This window comes from Arcicella rosea, assembly GCF_014204325.1.
GTDB classification, from domain to species: Bacteria; Bacteroidota; Bacteroidia; order Cytophagales; family Spirosomataceae; genus Arcicella; species Arcicella rosea_A.
Window position 1 is genome coordinate 1 of record NZ_JACHKT010000002.1, and the last position, 16,877, is coordinate 16,877.

The 16,877-nt window shown below is 34.9% G+C and carries 16 protein-coding genes; 4 read left to right on the forward strand and 12 right to left on the reverse strand.

What is annotated here, in order from left to right; genetic code table 11:
- Nucleotides 1-177: 177 nt before the first annotated feature.
- Nucleotides 178-471 carry a hypothetical protein gene (locus HNP25_RS01430; RefSeq protein ID WP_184129144.1) on the forward strand — a complete coding sequence of 98 codons (294 nt, stop codon included), beginning with the start codon at nt 178-180 and terminating at the stop codon, nt 469-471.
- 197 nt (nt 472-668) lie between these two features.
- Here HNP25_RS01430 and HNP25_RS01435 read toward each other — a convergent pair whose 3' ends face one another.
- Nucleotides 669-1,637 (reverse strand): hypothetical protein, encoded by a 969-nt coding sequence (locus tag HNP25_RS01435; protein WP_184129147.1) that lies wholly within the window; start codon nt 1,635-1,637, stop codon nt 669-671.
- Between the two features lie 133 nt (nt 1,638-1,770).
- Here HNP25_RS01435 and HNP25_RS01440 point away from each other — a divergent pair, with 133 nt between their 5' ends.
- Nucleotides 1,771-2,439, forward strand: a complete 669-nt coding sequence (locus HNP25_RS01440; RefSeq protein ID WP_184129150.1) for a YggS family pyridoxal phosphate-dependent enzyme — start codon at nt 1,771-1,773, stop codon at nt 2,437-2,439.
- Between the two features lie 89 nt (nt 2,440-2,528).
- Here HNP25_RS01440 and HNP25_RS01445 read toward each other — a convergent pair whose 3' ends face one another.
- The 11 genes from HNP25_RS01445 to guaB all read right to left on the reverse strand — a co-directional run bounded on the left by HNP25_RS01445 (nt 2,529) and on the right by guaB (nt 14,104).
- The gene (locus HNP25_RS01445; RefSeq protein WP_184129153.1) at nt 2,529-3,140 is read right to left on the reverse strand and encodes a DUF4230 domain-containing protein; all 612 of its coding nucleotides are present in this window, start codon (nt 3,138-3,140) and stop codon (nt 2,529-2,531) included.
- A 79-nt stretch (nt 3,141-3,219) separates the two neighbouring features.
- Complete coding sequence (gene hemA, locus HNP25_RS01450) at nt 3,220-4,500, reverse strand: glutamyl-tRNA reductase (RefSeq protein ID WP_184129156.1); 1,281 nt, start codon at nt 4,498-4,500, stop codon at nt 3,220-3,222.
- A gap of 533 nt (nt 4,501-5,033) precedes the next feature.
- Nucleotides 5,034-5,864 carry a group I truncated hemoglobin gene (locus tag HNP25_RS21650; protein WP_221432363.1) on the reverse strand — a complete coding sequence of 277 codons (831 nt, stop codon included), beginning with the start codon at nt 5,862-5,864 and terminating at the stop codon, nt 5,034-5,036.
- A 165-nt stretch (nt 5,865-6,029) separates the two neighbouring features.
- Entirely contained in the window at nt 6,030-6,455 is a 426-nt protein-coding gene (locus HNP25_RS01465; RefSeq protein WP_184129159.1) for a hypothetical protein, read from the reverse strand.
- A gap of 167 nt (nt 6,456-6,622) precedes the next feature.
- The gene (locus HNP25_RS01470; RefSeq protein ID WP_184129162.1) at nt 6,623-7,354 is read right to left on the reverse strand and encodes a hypothetical protein; all 732 of its coding nucleotides are present in this window, start codon (nt 7,352-7,354) and stop codon (nt 6,623-6,625) included.
- A gap of 72 nt (nt 7,355-7,426) precedes the next feature.
- Nucleotides 7,427-8,524, reverse strand: coding sequence for an undecaprenyldiphospho-muramoylpentapeptide beta-N-acetylglucosaminyltransferase (murG, locus tag HNP25_RS01475; RefSeq protein WP_184129165.1), 1,098 nt, complete (start codon nt 8,522-8,524; stop codon nt 7,427-7,429).
- 93 nt (nt 8,525-8,617) lie between these two features.
- A complete protein-coding gene (locus tag HNP25_RS01480; protein WP_184129168.1) occupies nt 8,618-9,760 on the reverse strand; it encodes an FtsW/RodA/SpoVE family cell cycle protein in 1,143 nt (380 codons plus the stop codon).
- 30 nt (nt 9,761-9,790) lie between these two features.
- Complete coding sequence (gene murD / locus HNP25_RS01485; protein WP_184129171.1) at nt 9,791-11,134, reverse strand: UDP-N-acetylmuramoyl-L-alanine--D-glutamate ligase; 1,344 nt, start codon at nt 11,132-11,134, stop codon at nt 9,791-9,793.
- Between the two features lie 144 nt (nt 11,135-11,278).
- Entirely contained in the window at nt 11,279-11,584 is a 306-nt protein-coding gene (gene mscL, locus HNP25_RS01490) for a large conductance mechanosensitive channel protein MscL (RefSeq protein ID WP_184129174.1), read from the reverse strand.
- Nucleotides 11,585-11,632: 48 nt separating this feature from the next.
- A complete protein-coding gene (locus HNP25_RS01495; protein WP_184129177.1) occupies nt 11,633-12,574 on the reverse strand; it encodes a DUF3078 domain-containing protein in 942 nt (313 codons plus the stop codon).
- A gap of 60 nt (nt 12,575-12,634) precedes the next feature.
- Nucleotides 12,635-14,104, reverse strand: coding sequence for an IMP dehydrogenase (guaB, locus tag HNP25_RS01500; RefSeq protein ID WP_184129180.1), 1,470 nt, complete (start codon nt 14,102-14,104; stop codon nt 12,635-12,637).
- A 270-nt stretch (nt 14,105-14,374) separates the two neighbouring features.
- On the opposite strand from guaB, the gene HNP25_RS01505 reads away from it, so the two are divergent.
- Together HNP25_RS01505 and HNP25_RS01510 are read left to right on the forward strand one after the other, a co-directional pair.
- Complete coding sequence (locus HNP25_RS01505) at nt 14,375-15,313, forward strand: formylglycine-generating enzyme family protein (protein ID WP_184129198.1); 939 nt, start codon at nt 14,375-14,377, stop codon at nt 15,311-15,313.
- 157 nt (nt 15,314-15,470) lie between these two features.
- Nucleotides 15,471-16,790, forward strand: a complete 1,320-nt coding sequence (locus HNP25_RS01510; RefSeq protein ID WP_184129201.1) for a Gfo/Idh/MocA family protein — start codon at nt 15,471-15,473, stop codon at nt 16,788-16,790.
- The last annotated feature ends 87 nt before the right edge of the window (nt 16,791-16,877 follow it).

Sequence of the window (16,877 nt, forward strand, 5' to 3'; positions counted from 1 at the left end):
AAAGGCTTTACAAGAAACTTTTCAACTACTTTTAACGCCAGATTTGAGAAATTATCAACAATGTTTAATCATCAGCCCAGTTTAAGGGTTGAGCCAATTTTTTTTATTGAAAAATAACAAAAATTCTATAATATAGTTATATTTATAAAAATTCTTGAAATAATAAAATATAATATTATGGATATTTTTCATTTCGATTACGACTTTCAGGAAAACTCGCAAGGAGCTGGCAACGATTTACAACTGCTAGAAGAAAAATGGCTTGGCGATTCTTTAGTAGGCTATTGGGTAGAATCACAAACCCAAGACTGGCTTATTTCTCTGGTTTTTGTTTCAAGAGAAACGCCATTAAAATTCCTGATTAGAAGATTGGAGAAGACGCCTTCACATGTAAAAATGGAACAATATCTTGTACTTTCTAGTAAAACTTCTAGGCTTTTGAAACCATTTTATCAAGCCTCTTTGAATTAATTTTCGTCGAAAGTTAAGTAAAAGGATAGACGTTACTGAAAAGTATTAATTAGTTAAAAGCGTTTATATAAAATCGAATTTTATATAAACGCTTTTTTTGATGTGTAATATTGGGTTTTCAGTTTATTATAGCTCGTTTTTTCTGCTAGTAAAGAAATAGATTTTTCAGTGACTTCGGATACCAAACACCTTTTTTTTTATTTCACTTCAAAAAAGCCTTCGCCAATTTTGTAGCCTTCGGCATATAATTCTATGATATGTTTGCCATCTTTATAAGCTTGTCCACGGCTATAAACGAATTCAACAGATTGATGACTGTTATCATAAACAATCCTTTGTTTGGCAGTATAAGTAACATCTCTATTTTTATACGTAAAACTGCCAGAACCAGTACTCATATCAGCAACAGACTGACCAGATGGATCTATAATTCTTAAAAAAATCACTTTCGCTTCTCGTGTCGTCAATGGATTTTCTTGCAAATAGAAGGTGATTCTTACTTTATCTACTTTTTTTGATTTATAGACACCACCATCACTTTCTTTTCCTTTTACAGAAATCGCATAAACATTAATACTTTCAGCATGAAGAGCCGCCGCCTGAGAAACCTTTTCAGATAATTCTCGATTACGTTCGGATAATTCTTTTTGGCGAAGAGTATAATTAATGGCAGAATCGTTCAAGGCTTTCTGAGCAAAAGTAATGTCTTCTAAAAGTGCTTGGGCTTCTTTACTCAGCGAATCGTTCATCGCAGCCAGAATGCCATTTTCTTTTCTAAGTTTCAGCAATTCATTATCTTTCTCTCCTAATAAAGTAAGGTATTTCTTGAATTTCAACTCATACTTTTTCATCGAAAAACCCACTGATTTCTGTAAAGCTATTTTATCTTTTTGTAACTGTTGCTTTGCACGAATCAACTCACTTACATCTCCACCCAAACGTTTAATTTCAATAATTTTTGTATTTAACTGGTTTTCTATCGAATCTAATTTGGTACTTGCTACTAACAAATCCTTCGCTCTTAAATCGCTTAAGTCTTCGTTTCTTTTATTAAACTGGCGTTCTCTGAAATATAAAAAACCCAATGCTGTAACTAAAATAATCAATACAGCAACGGCGATTTTAAGTTTCTGTTCACTTTGTCTATTTGGATTGTACTCCTCCATTGGCTAGTAATTGATAATTTATGTTTGTATTAACTTTAAACGTTATAAGTTTGGTTTAATTTTGCAAAACTAAGTGTTTGCCCCTGATTACACAAAAATACAAATATTTACCAATCATTCTTGAGCCAAAACCATGAGCATCGCAAAAAATTTAGATAAAATCAATATTCAATTACAAGGCACAACAGCACGATTAATTGCTGTAACTAAAACTAAACCCATTGCTGATTTGGAAGAAGCCTATCAAGCAAACTGTAAAACCTTTGGCGAAAATAAGGTTCAGGAAATGGTTGAAAAATGGGAAATCTTGCCTAAAGATATTGAATGGCATTTGATTGGTCATCTACAAAGTAATAAAGTAAAGTACATGGCTTCTTTTGTAGCAATGATTCATTCTGTTGATTCTTTGAAACTACTTCAGGAAATTAATAAACAAGCTACTAAAAATAATAGAATTATTGACTGTTTATTACAAATTTATATTGCCCAAGAAGAAACTAAATTTGGATTATCGCAAGATGAAGCCAAAGAACTCTTACAATCTGATGAGTTTAAGAGCATGAAAAACATCAAAATTGTGGGTTTGATGGGTATGGCAACTAATACCGACGACCAAACTCAAATCAGATTAGAATTCAGAAGTTTAAAAACGTTTTTTGATGAATTAAAAGTTTCAATTCCTGAAAGTGATAACCTACAATTAAAAGAAATTTCAATGGGAATGTCGGGCGATTTTCTGATTGCTGCCGAAGAAGGTTCAACTCTGGTAAGGGTTGGTTCTGCGATTTTTGGGCATCGTTAATTTTGAGTGATGAGTTTTTAATGCGGAGTTATTTTTTTGTAAAAGCTCAAAATACTTTGCAGGGCAATTAAACTAGCCTTGCAAAGTACTTATTTTAACTCTCTCTTTTTATCTTTCATCGCATATTTTAATACTACTTTTTTCCTAGAAACAGTTTCCAGAAAAGGCTTTAAAATTTGCTCTGCTGATTTTTTAGTTTGCTCCAGAATACCCATTTCCCTCGCCGATTGTGCTACTTGTACTTCAGCCTTTTTGAAAGCTTCATCAACCAATTTGGCTTCATCCATAAAAGCGTATTCTGTATTATAAACCTTTGATTTTGAATGATCTATTTTAAAATTACAGATTTCAGGTTCTGGTAAATGAACGACTAAAATACTGTCTTGTTCGGTAATGTCGGCTACTCTAATCTTGGTTAAATCCAAACAACCTGTGGCTTCTCCCGTGACGATTAACAATACTTTTGCATCTGGCAAAAAGTCTTTTTTAATACGACTTTCTACCACATCTCTGAAATTATACTTTACCAACTCCAATTTTCCCATTGAAGTAATCTTTTGTAAAAGTACGCTGTGCGATACTTCTGGTTCGGCATCTCCAAATGGATTTTTGAAACTTTTAAATTTTTCCCATGCCCAAACAGCCAAAAGAATCAATAGAATCAAAGGGATTAAACGAAGTAATCTACGATATATAAGCATAGTATTGAGATGATATTTATCTAAAAACAAAAAACCCACGAAATAATTCGCAGGTTTTGAAAGTATTATTTATCGAAGATTAGTGACTGTAAGCAGAATTATCTGGTTGTTTTTCTAAATCAAATAATTCGTTCAATACATCTACTAATTGATCTGCATCTCCACGTTTACAAGCTGCTTTCAACTGAATTACTGGCAACTTCATGATTTTTTGCACAATGCCCATCGTAATTTTCTCGATTTTCTCAGATTCTTCAGGTGAAAGATTCTTCAAATGACGAGCCATCTCTTCTTTACGAATTTGCTCAAGTGCATTTTTCAATTTGTTGATTGTTGGTGAAACAACCATTTCTTTCGACCAATCATCAAAACCTACAATAGCTTCTGCAATGATTCTTTCTACATGAGGAATCGACGCTAAACGACTTTTCAAAGCTTCATCAGCACGTTCACGAAGACTATCAATGTTATATACTAAAGCTCCTGGAATTTCCTCTACATTATCTTCTACACTTCTAGGAACTGATAAATCAATAAAATATTTGAAAGTAAGAATTCCGATTCTTTCAATTAATTCTTTGGTAACAATTGGTTTATCAATCATCACTGAAGAAATAATTACGTCGGCTCTTTTCACTTCTCTTTCTAAAGTAGAAAAATCAGCGATTCTGAAATTACGTCCCGTAGCGATTTTCTCCGCTTTTGCACGAGTACGATTCATCACTGTGATTTCAGCAAATTCTTGGTCTGCCATGTTTTTGCAAACATCAATACCAATTTCGCCTAAACCTAAAATCAATACTTTCGGGTTGTTGATATTTCTAGTTACTTCTTCTGTCAAAGCTACTGCGGCATACGACGTAGAAGCGGCACCATCACGGAAAGAAGTTTCTTGAGCAACACGTTTGTTTGCAAAGAAAATCGTGTGCATCAAACGGTGAAGGAATGGCCCAGCCATGTTCAAATCAGCAGCGATTTGGTATGATTGTTTTACTTGGTTAGGAATTTGCAAATCGCCAACAACTTTTGAATGCAAACCTGTTGCTACTTCAAAAAGATGCTGAACCGCTTCTGCTTGTGTATTAAGTTGTTGAAAATAATCAAAATATAATTCAGTATTAATAATTCCTTTTTCGATTAATAATACTTTGATTAATTCAGCCGTGATATTTTGTTCGGCTACATAATATACTTCAGTTCGGTTGCAAGTAGAAACAACAAGGCTTTCTTGAATGCCAAACAAATCTCTAATTTTAAGTGAGAAATTTTTGATTTCTTCCTCCGTTAGAGCTACTTGTTCTCGCACCGCCAAGGGAGCAGATTTATATGATAAACTTAATGCTTTGAAAATATTTTTCATGACTCCTTACAATTCCGATTCGCTTCAACAAGGAAAAATCCTTATTTTCAAGCTATACAATTAAACAATTTGTAACGCTGTGTGCCATATTTTCACAAATTGAATAATTGTGTAAAATTACAACACGAATGATTATGATTGGTCTTAATAAAGGCTAATTATTTATACTTATCTATAATTTAGAATACATATAAATAAGGCACTTGTTCTTTGACCAGTATTCTATAAATAATACAATTTTACTGTTTTTAAATTTTGTCGAAAGGTAGTAGAGTTTTTACGCATCAAAACTGACTTTAATCAATTTTATTGTTAATATTGATTAGCTTGATTAGCGATGAGTATTGATTTTATTAAATACAAAATCTCTATTTCACAAAAGTAAACAAAGATTGTTGATAGTAAAAATTGATATTTTGTATATTGAAATAGTTTTTGACTATAAATATGCTGAATAAAAAAGGCAAAAGGTATTCTTGAAATGGAACATAAAATTCTTTTCTGAAAAACCTTTTACCTTTTTCTTTGTAAAACTATTGTCCTACAATATCTCCTTTAAGACTTGCTAGCACTGTCAATAATTGAATTTTAGTTCTTGATTCTACTTTGAATTTTATCAAAGATGCGTTCAAGTCTTCAACTAAAGCATTGAAATGAGCGTCTGTAATATTCATTCCTTTGTGAGCCGTTTTCATATCCAAACCTGAATACTTTTCTGGGCCACCAGAAGCCTGTCCAACTTGATTCACTAGGTTTAATTTCAAGCGATTCAAACGAGCTGGGTCAGCAGCGGCAGCAGCAAAAAAAGCATTGATACGAGTATCAGCAGCTACTTTTCCAATAAAATCATCAATCACGGCAGTAATCGCAGGATTGCCTCCCAAACGTACATATACTGAAGTAGGCCCTTCAACAATATCACCTTTCATAGTAGCCAAAGCTGTTAATAATTCTGTTTTTTCAGTAGCTGGTACTTTGAATTTATCAAGTGATAATGATAAATCTTCTACTAAAGCATTAAAATGAGATTCTTCGATACCCATTCCTTTGTGAGCCGTTTTCATGTCAAGTCCCGAATACTTTTCCATTCCACCCGTTGCCATTCCAACTTGGTTAATCAAATTGTTGCGTAATCTTGTAAGACGTGCAGGATCTCCAGCAGCATCAGCAAAGAAAGCGTTGATTCTAGCATCACCAGCAACATTCGTAATAAATTGGTCAATTACTGCTGAAATAGCCGCATTACCACCCAGACGGTCGTAAAGAGATTTTACAGGAACTACTTCATCATCTTTACTGCAAGATGTAAACACAAGCATTCCTGCCATGAGGAATGCACCCCATAGTTGCATTGTTTTTTTCATGTTTTAAAAATTTTACCGATGACTGTAAAAGTATTGCACGCTCGCTATGCGCTACTTTCACGATTAATTTTAAGGATATTCGAGCAAAGAAGATTAAATTTTAATAGTCAAGAAGTAATAAAAACTTTATAGGCTTATTGATTAAAAATGCACTATTGATAATACTTATCGAAAACATAATGCCTTTTTTGCTCCTAATATAAAATCAATGTATTCTGAAGGAACTGGACACTGTGGACCTTTAAAAGCAGTAAAATCTAATTTTGAAGGATTGAAATCCTCGGAAGTTAATACTTGGTTCAATACTTCTTCTGAGGTCTCGTCTTCATGGAAAGTAACACTTACTGTCTTTCCTATGCGGTTTACTGTGGCAGCAGTAATTCCTTTATTAGCTGATAATTTGTTGGCGATGTTGATACTATCTTGAACCGATAAATCACGGTCGAGATTAAAGACAGCTAGGGAAATTGGTTTTAAATTCATGCGATCAGAAAGTGGCGGTTCTTCCCAGTTGGCATAAATAACAAAGGCAACGAAAAAACTTAAAATGACAATGCTTGTTACTTTGAATATTTTGCTTAGCGTTTGCATGACTGAAAATATTTTATTTGGAAGTTCTTAGATACGTTTTTACATTCAACTGACATATCTACGCAAGACTTTTCATCTTGGATTGCTGGATTCAAAAAAAAATAAAAAATAAAAAAAGGGAATCTCTTCTCAGAAATTCCCTTTTCAGTTAATATTTAATCGTTGTCTTAATATCCTTTTTCCCAGATTTCGTGTACTCTTTCGCCTGTAACACTTTGTCCAGCATGAATCCAATCTTTGCCATTGATTACACAATCGTATTCAAATGAAGTATTTGCTTTTTTGTTTCTTTTTGAAGAAAAAGTAAGTTTTTCGAGATACTTCTCCTTTTTCTTGTTAAAAGTACCGCCAAAAGTTCCAAAAAACTGATGCGTATCAATATTGAAACTTGCCGACTGAAAATGCTCTCCAGAGAATATTTTTATTGTTTTGAAAGGGCCTCTAAAAACCGTTTGCATTTTAAATGCTGTGTCTTCTTTGGCTCGTAAACGCCAAAGTGAATTTGAAAAAGGTTCTGTACTTAATTTTTCAGTGATTCGTAACCAAGTACCAGCCAAAGGACCTTGGGTAACGGTTAAAGTATTTTTATCTAAAGAAAAAACATTTGCGACCGTTAATCCTACCAAAGTAGAATCTTCAGTATTAAAATCTCTTTTGAACGATAAAATCGTTTTTGAATCAGCTTTTAATATTTCAAAAGCACCGCCACCAGCACTGACAAAGTGCTTATCAGTAGTTTGATAAGTAGCAAACATCAAATAGTTTTCAGTGAAAATTAGCCTTGAAGTATTGCCCTTAGGATTTACTTGTTGCCATATTCCAGCGATAGTCTGAGCAACCAAAAAATTGCTAAGTGTTAGACAAAAACAAAAAATGAGTACTAATATTTTCTTAGTCATTGAAATGATTAAAGTATTGATAATGATTGAGTAATCAACGAAACATTCATCGCCTTTAGCATAAATATTTTATTAGTTTTTCCCAATGAGTTTTAATACTTCATTAGCGATTTCTTTTGCTGCCTCTGGTTTGGCTAATTGATGGATATTCTTGCTGAGTACTTCTTGCTTAGAAGCATCTTGTAATAAATCAATCGTTGCTTTTACTAAGCTTTCTCTGGCAGCAATATCTTTAACCAAAATAGCAGCATCATTATTGACCAAACTCATGGCATTCATGGTTTGGTGGTCTTCGGCAGCGGTAGGCAAAGGCACTAATATAGAAGGTTTTGCCGCCAAACATAATTCAGAAACCGATAATGCTCCCGCTCTTGAAACTACGACATCCGCCACGGCATAAGCTAAATCCATTTCATAAATAAAATCTGAAACATAAACCTGACCTTTGAAAACGTTCGCAGTCGTTTTGGCTCTTTCGATATACAATTTACCTGTTTGCCAAACGACTTGATAACCCGCACCAACCAAATTGGTTAATCCAGCATCAATAGATTCATTGATTGTCCTAGCTCCTTGACTTCCACCAATTACTAAAACTGTCTTTTTAGTAGCTTCTAGTCCGAAGTGTTTTAAGGCTTCGTCTCGTTTTGATTTTACTTCTAAAATATCTTTTCTGACAGGATTACCCGTCATTTTTATTTTTTCAGCATCAAAAAAAGTATCCATTTTTGGATAAGCCACACAGATTTTTTGTGCTTTTCTTGCTAATAATTTATTAGTAATCCCTGCATAAGAATTCTGTTCTTGAATTAAGTAAGGAACACCCATCATGGACGCTGCCAAAAGCAATGGACCTGAAGCGTAACCTCCAACACCCACGGCAACATCAGGTTTAAAATCTTTAATAATACTTCTGGCTTCGCTCAAGCTTGCGATTAATTTTCTTGGAAAGCTAAGATTCGCTAATAAATTAGAACGATTAATTCCCGCAATGGGTAAACCAATAATTTGATAACCCGCTTTGGGTACTTTTTCCATTTCCATTTTCCCTTCTGCTCCTACGAACAAAATTTCTATGGATGGATTTATTTCCTTTAAAGCATTAGCAATAGCAATGGCAGGATAAATGTGTCCGCCTGTTCCTCCACCTGAGATGATGACTTTGGTCATTTGAATGATAATTAAGCAATAAGTTTTGAGCCTAAAACAAAAAACTTAATTGTACTGTTAAAAACAAATAGCTGACAGCTGAGGGCTGAAAACTTATAAAATTGGATTGTTTACTTTGTCTCTACTCACTGCAATGATAATTCCGACCATTGCACCTGTAAACAAAAGGGAGCTTCCCCCCATACTTAGTAATGGTAAGTTTTGCCCAGTAACAGGGCCTAAGCCAGTAGCAACACCCATGTGGACCATTGCTTGAATTACCAAACTAAAGGTTAGCCCAGCCGAAAGTAATCCCCCGAAGGCTCGCCCAGAACTATCGACGGCTTTCATCCCTCGATACAAAAACCAGAGATAAAGCCCCAAAACAAATACTCCGCCAATCATTCCCCATTCTTCGATAATGATGGCGTAAATAAAGTCAGATTCAGATTCTGTCAAGAAGTATCGTTGTTGACTTTTACCTGGCCCTTTTCCTAAAACTCCACCGTTGGCGATGGCGTAAAAACTCCGTTCAATTTGATAATCAGAAGTTTGTGAAGCGTCTTTTTTCTTTGTTCCTTTTAATCCACTGGCAAAGTTGATAACACGGTTTCTGGCTGTTTCGATACGGCTACCTGTACCTGTCATAACCAATAAAGTTGCCGTAATGAAAATACCCGCTAATGCCAATAGTAAATATTGGCTTGGTACTCTTCCGAAAAACATCAACAAAAAACAAGTGGTAAATAAAAGCAAAGAAGTAGAAACGTTGGTGAGTGCAATTGCCGAACAGACCAAAATGATTTTTACAATCATCGGTAAAATTTCATTAAAAGTATAACTCACGTGTTGTCGCTTGGCTAACATTGCCGCCAAATTGGTAATTAATGATAATTTGGCTAAATCGGAAGGCATAAATGTTAAACCACCAACGTGAATCCAACGATTGGCATGGTTAATTCCTTGTTCAAATTTATAGGCATAAATCAAGAGAGCAAAAGATAGAATTACACCCGCATTAGAATACATGGCAAAACGATGATAGTCTAGTCGGTGAAAAAACCACATCGAACCAAGCCCCAGCGAAACCAAAATAATGTGTTTAAAGATATGATAAAAAATACCTCCACTAGCCATTACCGCTAATTTCCCAGATGCACTCGATACGACGATAATACTTATCATCGACAAAGCTGCAACGATAGTCCATATTTGATGATCGCCTTTAAGATTACTTTTTAACCAATTTGTCACCATTTTTCAATGAATTTTGAAATAATATTTTGTTTAAGCGATTGTCAATGCAGATACAGCCGCTTTAAATTGTCGTCCTCTATCTTCGTAATTTTTGAATAAATCAAAGCTTGCACAAGCGGGCGAAAGTAAAACTACATCGCCTTCTGTGGCTATTTCTTGCCCAAGCGCAACTGCTTTTTGCATACTATCTACCGAGAAAATCAAGGGTACTTTTTTACCAAAGTAATCTAATAATTTTTGATTATCCGTTCCCATGCAAATCAAGGCTTTTACTTTTTGTTCAATCAAAGCTTCAATTTGGCTGTAATCATTACCTTTATCAACACCGCCCATAATTAGGACAATTGGGTCGTTAAAACTTCCAAGTGCATAAAAAACAGAGTCAACATTTGTCGCTTTTGAATCGTTGACAAATTTTACGCCTCCAACTTCTCCGCAAGGTTCAAGGCGATGCTCTACACTTTTGAATGATTTTAATCCTTCTGCAATTTTATCGTTTTCAATATCCAATACTTTTGCAACCAAAATAGCAGACATTGCATTGATAGCATTGTGCGAACCTTTGATAGGCAAATCTTCTAAAGCAAATGAGAAATGATTTTCTTTATAAGTAACCTCAAGCTTTTCGTTTTGTAAACTTCCACCTTGTGGTACTTTTCCTTGTAATGAAACTGGGAGATAATTGATTGGAAATGTTTTTTTTGTTAATTCATTGGCAAGAGCTTCACTTTCTTGATAAAAAATAAAGTTATCAGAAGGTGTCATATTTTGTAATATTCTGAATTTAGAATCTATATAATTCTGAAATTCATAATTATATCTGTCCAAATGGTCGGGCGTGATATTCAATAAAATAGCAATATCTGCTTTGAATTCGAAACAATTATCCAACTGAAAACTGCTAAGTTCCAATACAAAATAATCTAGCGTATCATCAATTACTTGTTTAGCAAAACTATAGCCAATATTACCAGCCAAGCCGACATTCAGCCCTGCATTTTTGAGTAAATGATACGTTAAAAGTGTTGTCGTTGTTTTTCCGTTACTTCCTGTAATCGCAATAATTTTTGCTTTTGTATATCTTGAAGCCAACTCAATTTCTGAAATAATTGGGATTCTCAATGATTTCAACTTCTGAACTAAAGCAACTTTATCAGGAATTCCTGGGCTTTTCACTACTTCATCGGCATCTAAAATTTGTTCTTCTGTATGTTGTCCTTCTTCAAAAAGAATATCATTTTGATTCAAAATTTCTTTATACTTATCCGATAAAATACCTTTATCCGACAAAAACACCTTAAAGCCTTTTGCTTTTGCCAATAAAGCTGCCCCAACACCACTTTCACCTCCGCCCAAGATTGCGATTTTTTTCATATTCCAGACTTTTGTTATTCTCTAAAGATTCAATTTGCAAAGTAACCAAAAACTCTGCCCTCTTCTAATATTTTTGATGGAAAAATAAAAGCCCAAAGTTATTACACTTCGGGCTTCTCTGAATCATATTATTAATTTCTATGCTTATTCAGTCGTTTTATCTGTAATTCCTGCCTTATTGGCTGCTTTAATGATTAAAAAAATCACAAGAGAAATGATTAAAAACTGAACTGTTACTTGGATAAAGTTTCCGTATTTCACTTCTGCTTTACCAACTAAGACGGATAAATGTGAAAAATCCTCACCACCGATGATAATACCAATAATAGGCATTAAAAGATCATCAACTAATGAAGCAACTATTTTACCGAAAGCTCCGCCGATGATTACACCAATCGCCAAGTCAAGCACATTACCTTGGGCAATAAATTTTCTAAATTCTTTTAGCATTGTATGAGTGTTTTTACAGTAATTGACAATACTAATATGCAAAAAACTTTAGAATGTATGCAAAAAACCTAAACCTAAATTTCTAGCTTGTTGAATTTTAGTGCTTAAATCGTCATCATAAAGTAGGATAAAGTCAAAAGTAGCACTAAAGTATTTATTGATTTTAGCCGCAACTTTCGCATCAATTCTATTATCAATATGTCCCAAAGAATTGGCATTGATAAAAACCTGATGACGCAATTTCAAGTTGACATTTTTGGCAATATCTTTATCAAAGTTTGAAACAATTTGAATTAAGGCAAAATCATTACGAAACTTAGAACCCACTCTTATACCATAAGCTGGCTTCAATGCACCAGTTGTAGCGTCTTTTTCTCTTACTCCATCATCTGTTACAATTGTCTGACGAATGGCACCAGGCGAAGCAACCATGCTAAAAAATGGTTTTGGTCGCCATTCAAACCCGATAGATTCTGTAATATAAGCAGGCGATAAAAAGTTAGAAATCTTTATATCGTTGGCAGAAACATCGCCATATTTATAACCCGAAGTAAATTGTGATTGAAAGTTGAATACGCCAACCAAAGCCCATGTAGGAGATATTTTATGACCAACCTTTGAATCAAAAAACAAGCGGTCTATACTTTTTCTGAAACCGTTACCATTATTGAGTAAGCCATATTGCATTTGCAAATCGTTTACCCAAGTAGTTTTAGCTTTGGCGTACTCTCTTTTTGTATTGAAAAAAACGGTAAAACCTGTAGCGTTTTGTCCTCCGGGACTCCAGTTACTAAAATCAGCATTGCTGAAATTAGCACCATATTGTGTTTTCTTTTTCCAGTATGAAGTATCTTTTTTAATCTCTTTAGGTTTTACTTCCTGTGGCTTGATTTCTTGCGTTTTTGCTTCTGGCGTTTTTGCTTCTTGAGCGACAATGCTCGACGAATAAAATAAGCTTACGATAAAGAAGAGGAAATGCTGTTTCTTCATAATATATTTTTTAGTCCGTTATTAATTTTTTCACAAATAACGGACTAAAGTATTATATTCTTATTTGGCACTGTAGTTAGGTGCCTCTTTTGAAATGGTAATATCATGTGGATGGCTCTCTCTTGAACCAGCCGCTGTGATTTTTACAAATTTCGCTTTTTGCATCGCTTCTATGTTGCCTGCACCGCAGTAACCCATACCAGCTTTTAAGCCTCCCACCATTTGGTAAATGATTTCAGCCACAGCACCTTTGAACGGTACACGACCAACGATTCCTTCTGGGACTAATTTCTTAATATCATCTTCTGCATCTTGGAAATAACGGTCTTTTGAACCATCTTCCATTGCTTCTACAGAACCCATACCACGGTAAGTTTTGAATTTACGTCCTTCAAAAAGAATCATTTCACCTGGTGCTTCGTCTGTTCCAGCCAACATAGAACCAATCATTACAGTACTTGCACCGCCAGCGATAGCTTTTACAATATCACCAGAGAAACGAATACCACCATCAGCAATAATCGGAACGCCTAAGTCTGCAACGGCTAAAGCAGCTTCGTAAACAGCCGTTAATTGTGGCATACCTACACCAGCAATGATACGAGTTGTACAAATACTTCCCGGGCCAACACCTACTTTTACGGCATCAGCACCTGCTTCGGCTAAAGCTCTTGCACCTTCGCCAGTAGCTACGTTTCCAACAATGACATCAAGATTTGGGAATTTTACTTTGACTGATTTCAACGCATCAATTACTCCTTTTGAATGTCCATGTGCTGTATCAATACTCACTACGTCAACGCCAACTTTTACTAAAGCTTCTACTCTTTCCAATAAATCAGCAGTAACGCCTACGGCAGCACCTACTCTTAAACGACCTAATGAATCTTTAGAAGCATTTGGATGACTTCTTCTTTTCAAAATATCTTTGTAAGTAATCAAACCGATAAGTGTTGAATTCTTATCAATGATAGGTAATTTTTCAATTTTATATTCTTGTAAAATACTTTCAGCATCTTCTAAAGAAATACCTTCATTAGCAGTAATCAGACCATCTTTAGTCATGATTTCTGTTACTAATCGAGACATATTTTTCTGAAAACGTAAATCTCTATTAGTAAGAATACCAATAAGTTTTCCTGCATCATTCACCACTGGAATACCTCCAATTTTGAAATCACGCATGATGCGGTGAGCATCTCCCAAGGTTTGTCCTTCAGTAAGGGTAATTGGGTCGATAATCATTCCTGATTCCGAACGTTTTACTTTTCTTACTTGTGCAGCCTGCTGGGCAATCGTCATATTTTTATGGATTATTCCGATACCACCTTCTTGAGCCATAGCAATAGCTAAATCAGCTTCGGTTACAGTATCCATCGCAGCAGAAACAATTGGAGTATTTAAAATAATGTTACGAGTAAGTTTTGATTTCGTACTTGTATCTCGTGGAAGGACTTCAGAATAAGCGGGAAGAAGAAGCACATCATCATAAGTGAGGGCTTCGAAAAGGAACTTGGATGTATCTAACATGGCAAATATCGTTGATATTGTTATTTGCAAGACAAAATTACTACCTTTTTTGTACTTTTAAAAGATTCGTGAAAAAATTCTTATTAAATGATTGTAAAATTCTAATTCTATCGAAATTCCTGATTAATTTTTTATTAATCCTGTAAAAGATGGCTTTTACTGAACGAAAAAAATGTGACTCCCATTAAAATCAAGGAAGTATGATTAATCAGGACATACACTAAAGGTTGTTTTTTTAATTTTGAAAAACATTAATTTTTTCAAAACCTTATGAAAAAAACACTTTTTATCTTATTAATCATTATTACCCAAAAATCTATTGCTCAAGATTTTAAACCTTACGAGCAAACTATTACAAACACTTCAGTAAAGTACAAGATGATGCCAATTCCCGCTGGGGAATTTATGTTAGGAAGTCTCGCTTCTGAACAAGGACATGAAGTAGATGAAAGCCCACAAGTAAAAGTAAAAATTGAAGCTTTTTGGATGGGTGCTTATGAGGTTACTTACGATGAATATCAATTATTTTTTGAAGAAGAAAGAGACCCAGAACCTAGACCTGATGCCATTACTCGTCCTAGTCCTCCGTACATAGATTTTACTTTGGGAATGGGTAAAGTAGGTGGTTTTCCTGCTAATTCAATGCAACAATACGCCGCTGTGATGTACTGTAAATGGTTATATTACAAAACAGGAATCTTTCACAGATTGCCAACAGAAGCTGAATGGGAATATGCTTGTCGTGCAGGAAGCAATACGGCGTACTTTTTTGGAAATGATGCTTCAAAATTGTCAGATTATGCTTGGTTTAAAAGTAATTCTGAAGAGAAGTACCATCATGTAGGGGAAAAGAAACCAAATGCTTGGGGTTTGTACGATATGCTTGGCAATGTAGCAGAATGGACACTCGACCAGTACGACGAAACATTTTATCAGAAAATACAAGCAGGCGAAACCAATCCTTATAATATAAAACTAAAACGTTATCCAAGTACTGTAAAAGGTGGCAATTACCAAGATGAAGCTATTCAATTAAGAAGTGCTAATCGCCTGAAATCAGATGCAGTTTGGAATAGGAGAGACCCACAGATTCCCAAAAGTAAATGGTGGAATGCTGATTCTCCTTTTGTAGGTTTCAGAATTATTCGTCCTGTAAAACAGCCCACAAAAGAAGAAGTGGAAGCTTTTTTTGAGAAAATGTTAAAATAAATTTTAGCTTTCGGTCATCGGCTTTCAGTCGTCGGCTTTGGTCTTTTGCTTTTGGGTATTTGATGAACGAAAACTAAAACGCATCAACTAATATCCGAAATCCGACGACCGAAAGCCGAATTCCAACAGCAAAAAATAAACAATTAACTAAACAACTATGACCTTTAACAGAAGAGATTTCGTGAAAAGTACTTCTATCATCACAGGTGGAATACTTACTACTCCGTTTTTATCGGAGGCTTCCTTTTTCAATAGTAATTCTGATGATACTATCAAAGTAGCTTTAATTGGCTGCGGGGGTAGAGGTACAGGAGCAATTATTCAGGCATTAAGCACTAAACAAAATGTGAAATTAGTAGCTATGGCGGATGCTTTCAAAGACCGTTTGGATAGCTGTTATGAAGAAATTACTAGCGATGATTTTGCTCATTTAAAAGCTAAAATTAATGTGCCAGCTGACCATAAATTTACTGGCTTTGATGCTTATCAAAAAGCGATTCCTATGGCAGATGTGGTGATTTTGACTACTCCTCCAGGTTTTCGTCCTATCCATTTTGAAGCAGCAGTAAATGCAGGCAAGCATATTTTTATGGAAAAACCTGTTGCAACTGACCCAGCGGGAATTCAAAGAGTATTAGTCGCTGCTGAAAAAGCAAAAGCGAAGAAATTAAATGTAGTGGTAGGTTTGCAAAGACGTTACCAAAATTCATACCGTGAATTAATGAAGCGTTATCAAGATGGTATGATTGGTGACATCGTTTCGGCTTCTGTTTGGTGGAATAATGATGGCGTTTGGACAAAACCAAGAGTAGCTGGTCAGACTGAAATGGAGTACCAAATGCGCAACTGGTATTATTTTAACTGGCTTTGTGGTGACCATATTACTGAACAACACATTCATAATATCGACGTAATCAACTGGGCGAAAAATGGCTATCCAGTAAAAGCAAGAGGAACTGGCGGACGTGAAGTAAGAAAAGGAAAAGATACAGGAGAAATTTTTGACCACCATATTGTAGAGTTTGAATATGCTGATGGAACAATTATGAATTCTCAATGCCGACACATTAAAGGTACTTGGGCTAAAGTAGATGAATTAGCAATTGGAACAAAAGGAAAAATTCAGTTTGATGCTGCCAAAATCACAGATCATAAAGGAAAACCTTTGTTCTCTTTTGACAAAAAGACTAAAGAAAACCAGCCTTACCAAACCGAACATGATGAATTGTTTGCAGCCATAGCCAAAGGTGAATACAAATTTGCTGATGCAGAAAATGGTGCAAAGTCAACGATGACTTCTATTTTGGGAAGAATGGCAACATATTCAGGACAAGTAATTGAATGGGATAAAGCCATTAATTCGGGCATTGATATTATGCCAAAAACTTTTGCTTGGGATGCAGATATGCCTCTGAAACCCGATGCAAACGGCAATTATCCAGTAGCCATTCCGGGTAAGACTAAGTATTTTTCATAAAAATATACTTGAATCATAAAATATTTCACGATTAACAAACATGAGTCATCCCGAATTTTAAAATCACAAAAAAGCGGTCAAAATTAG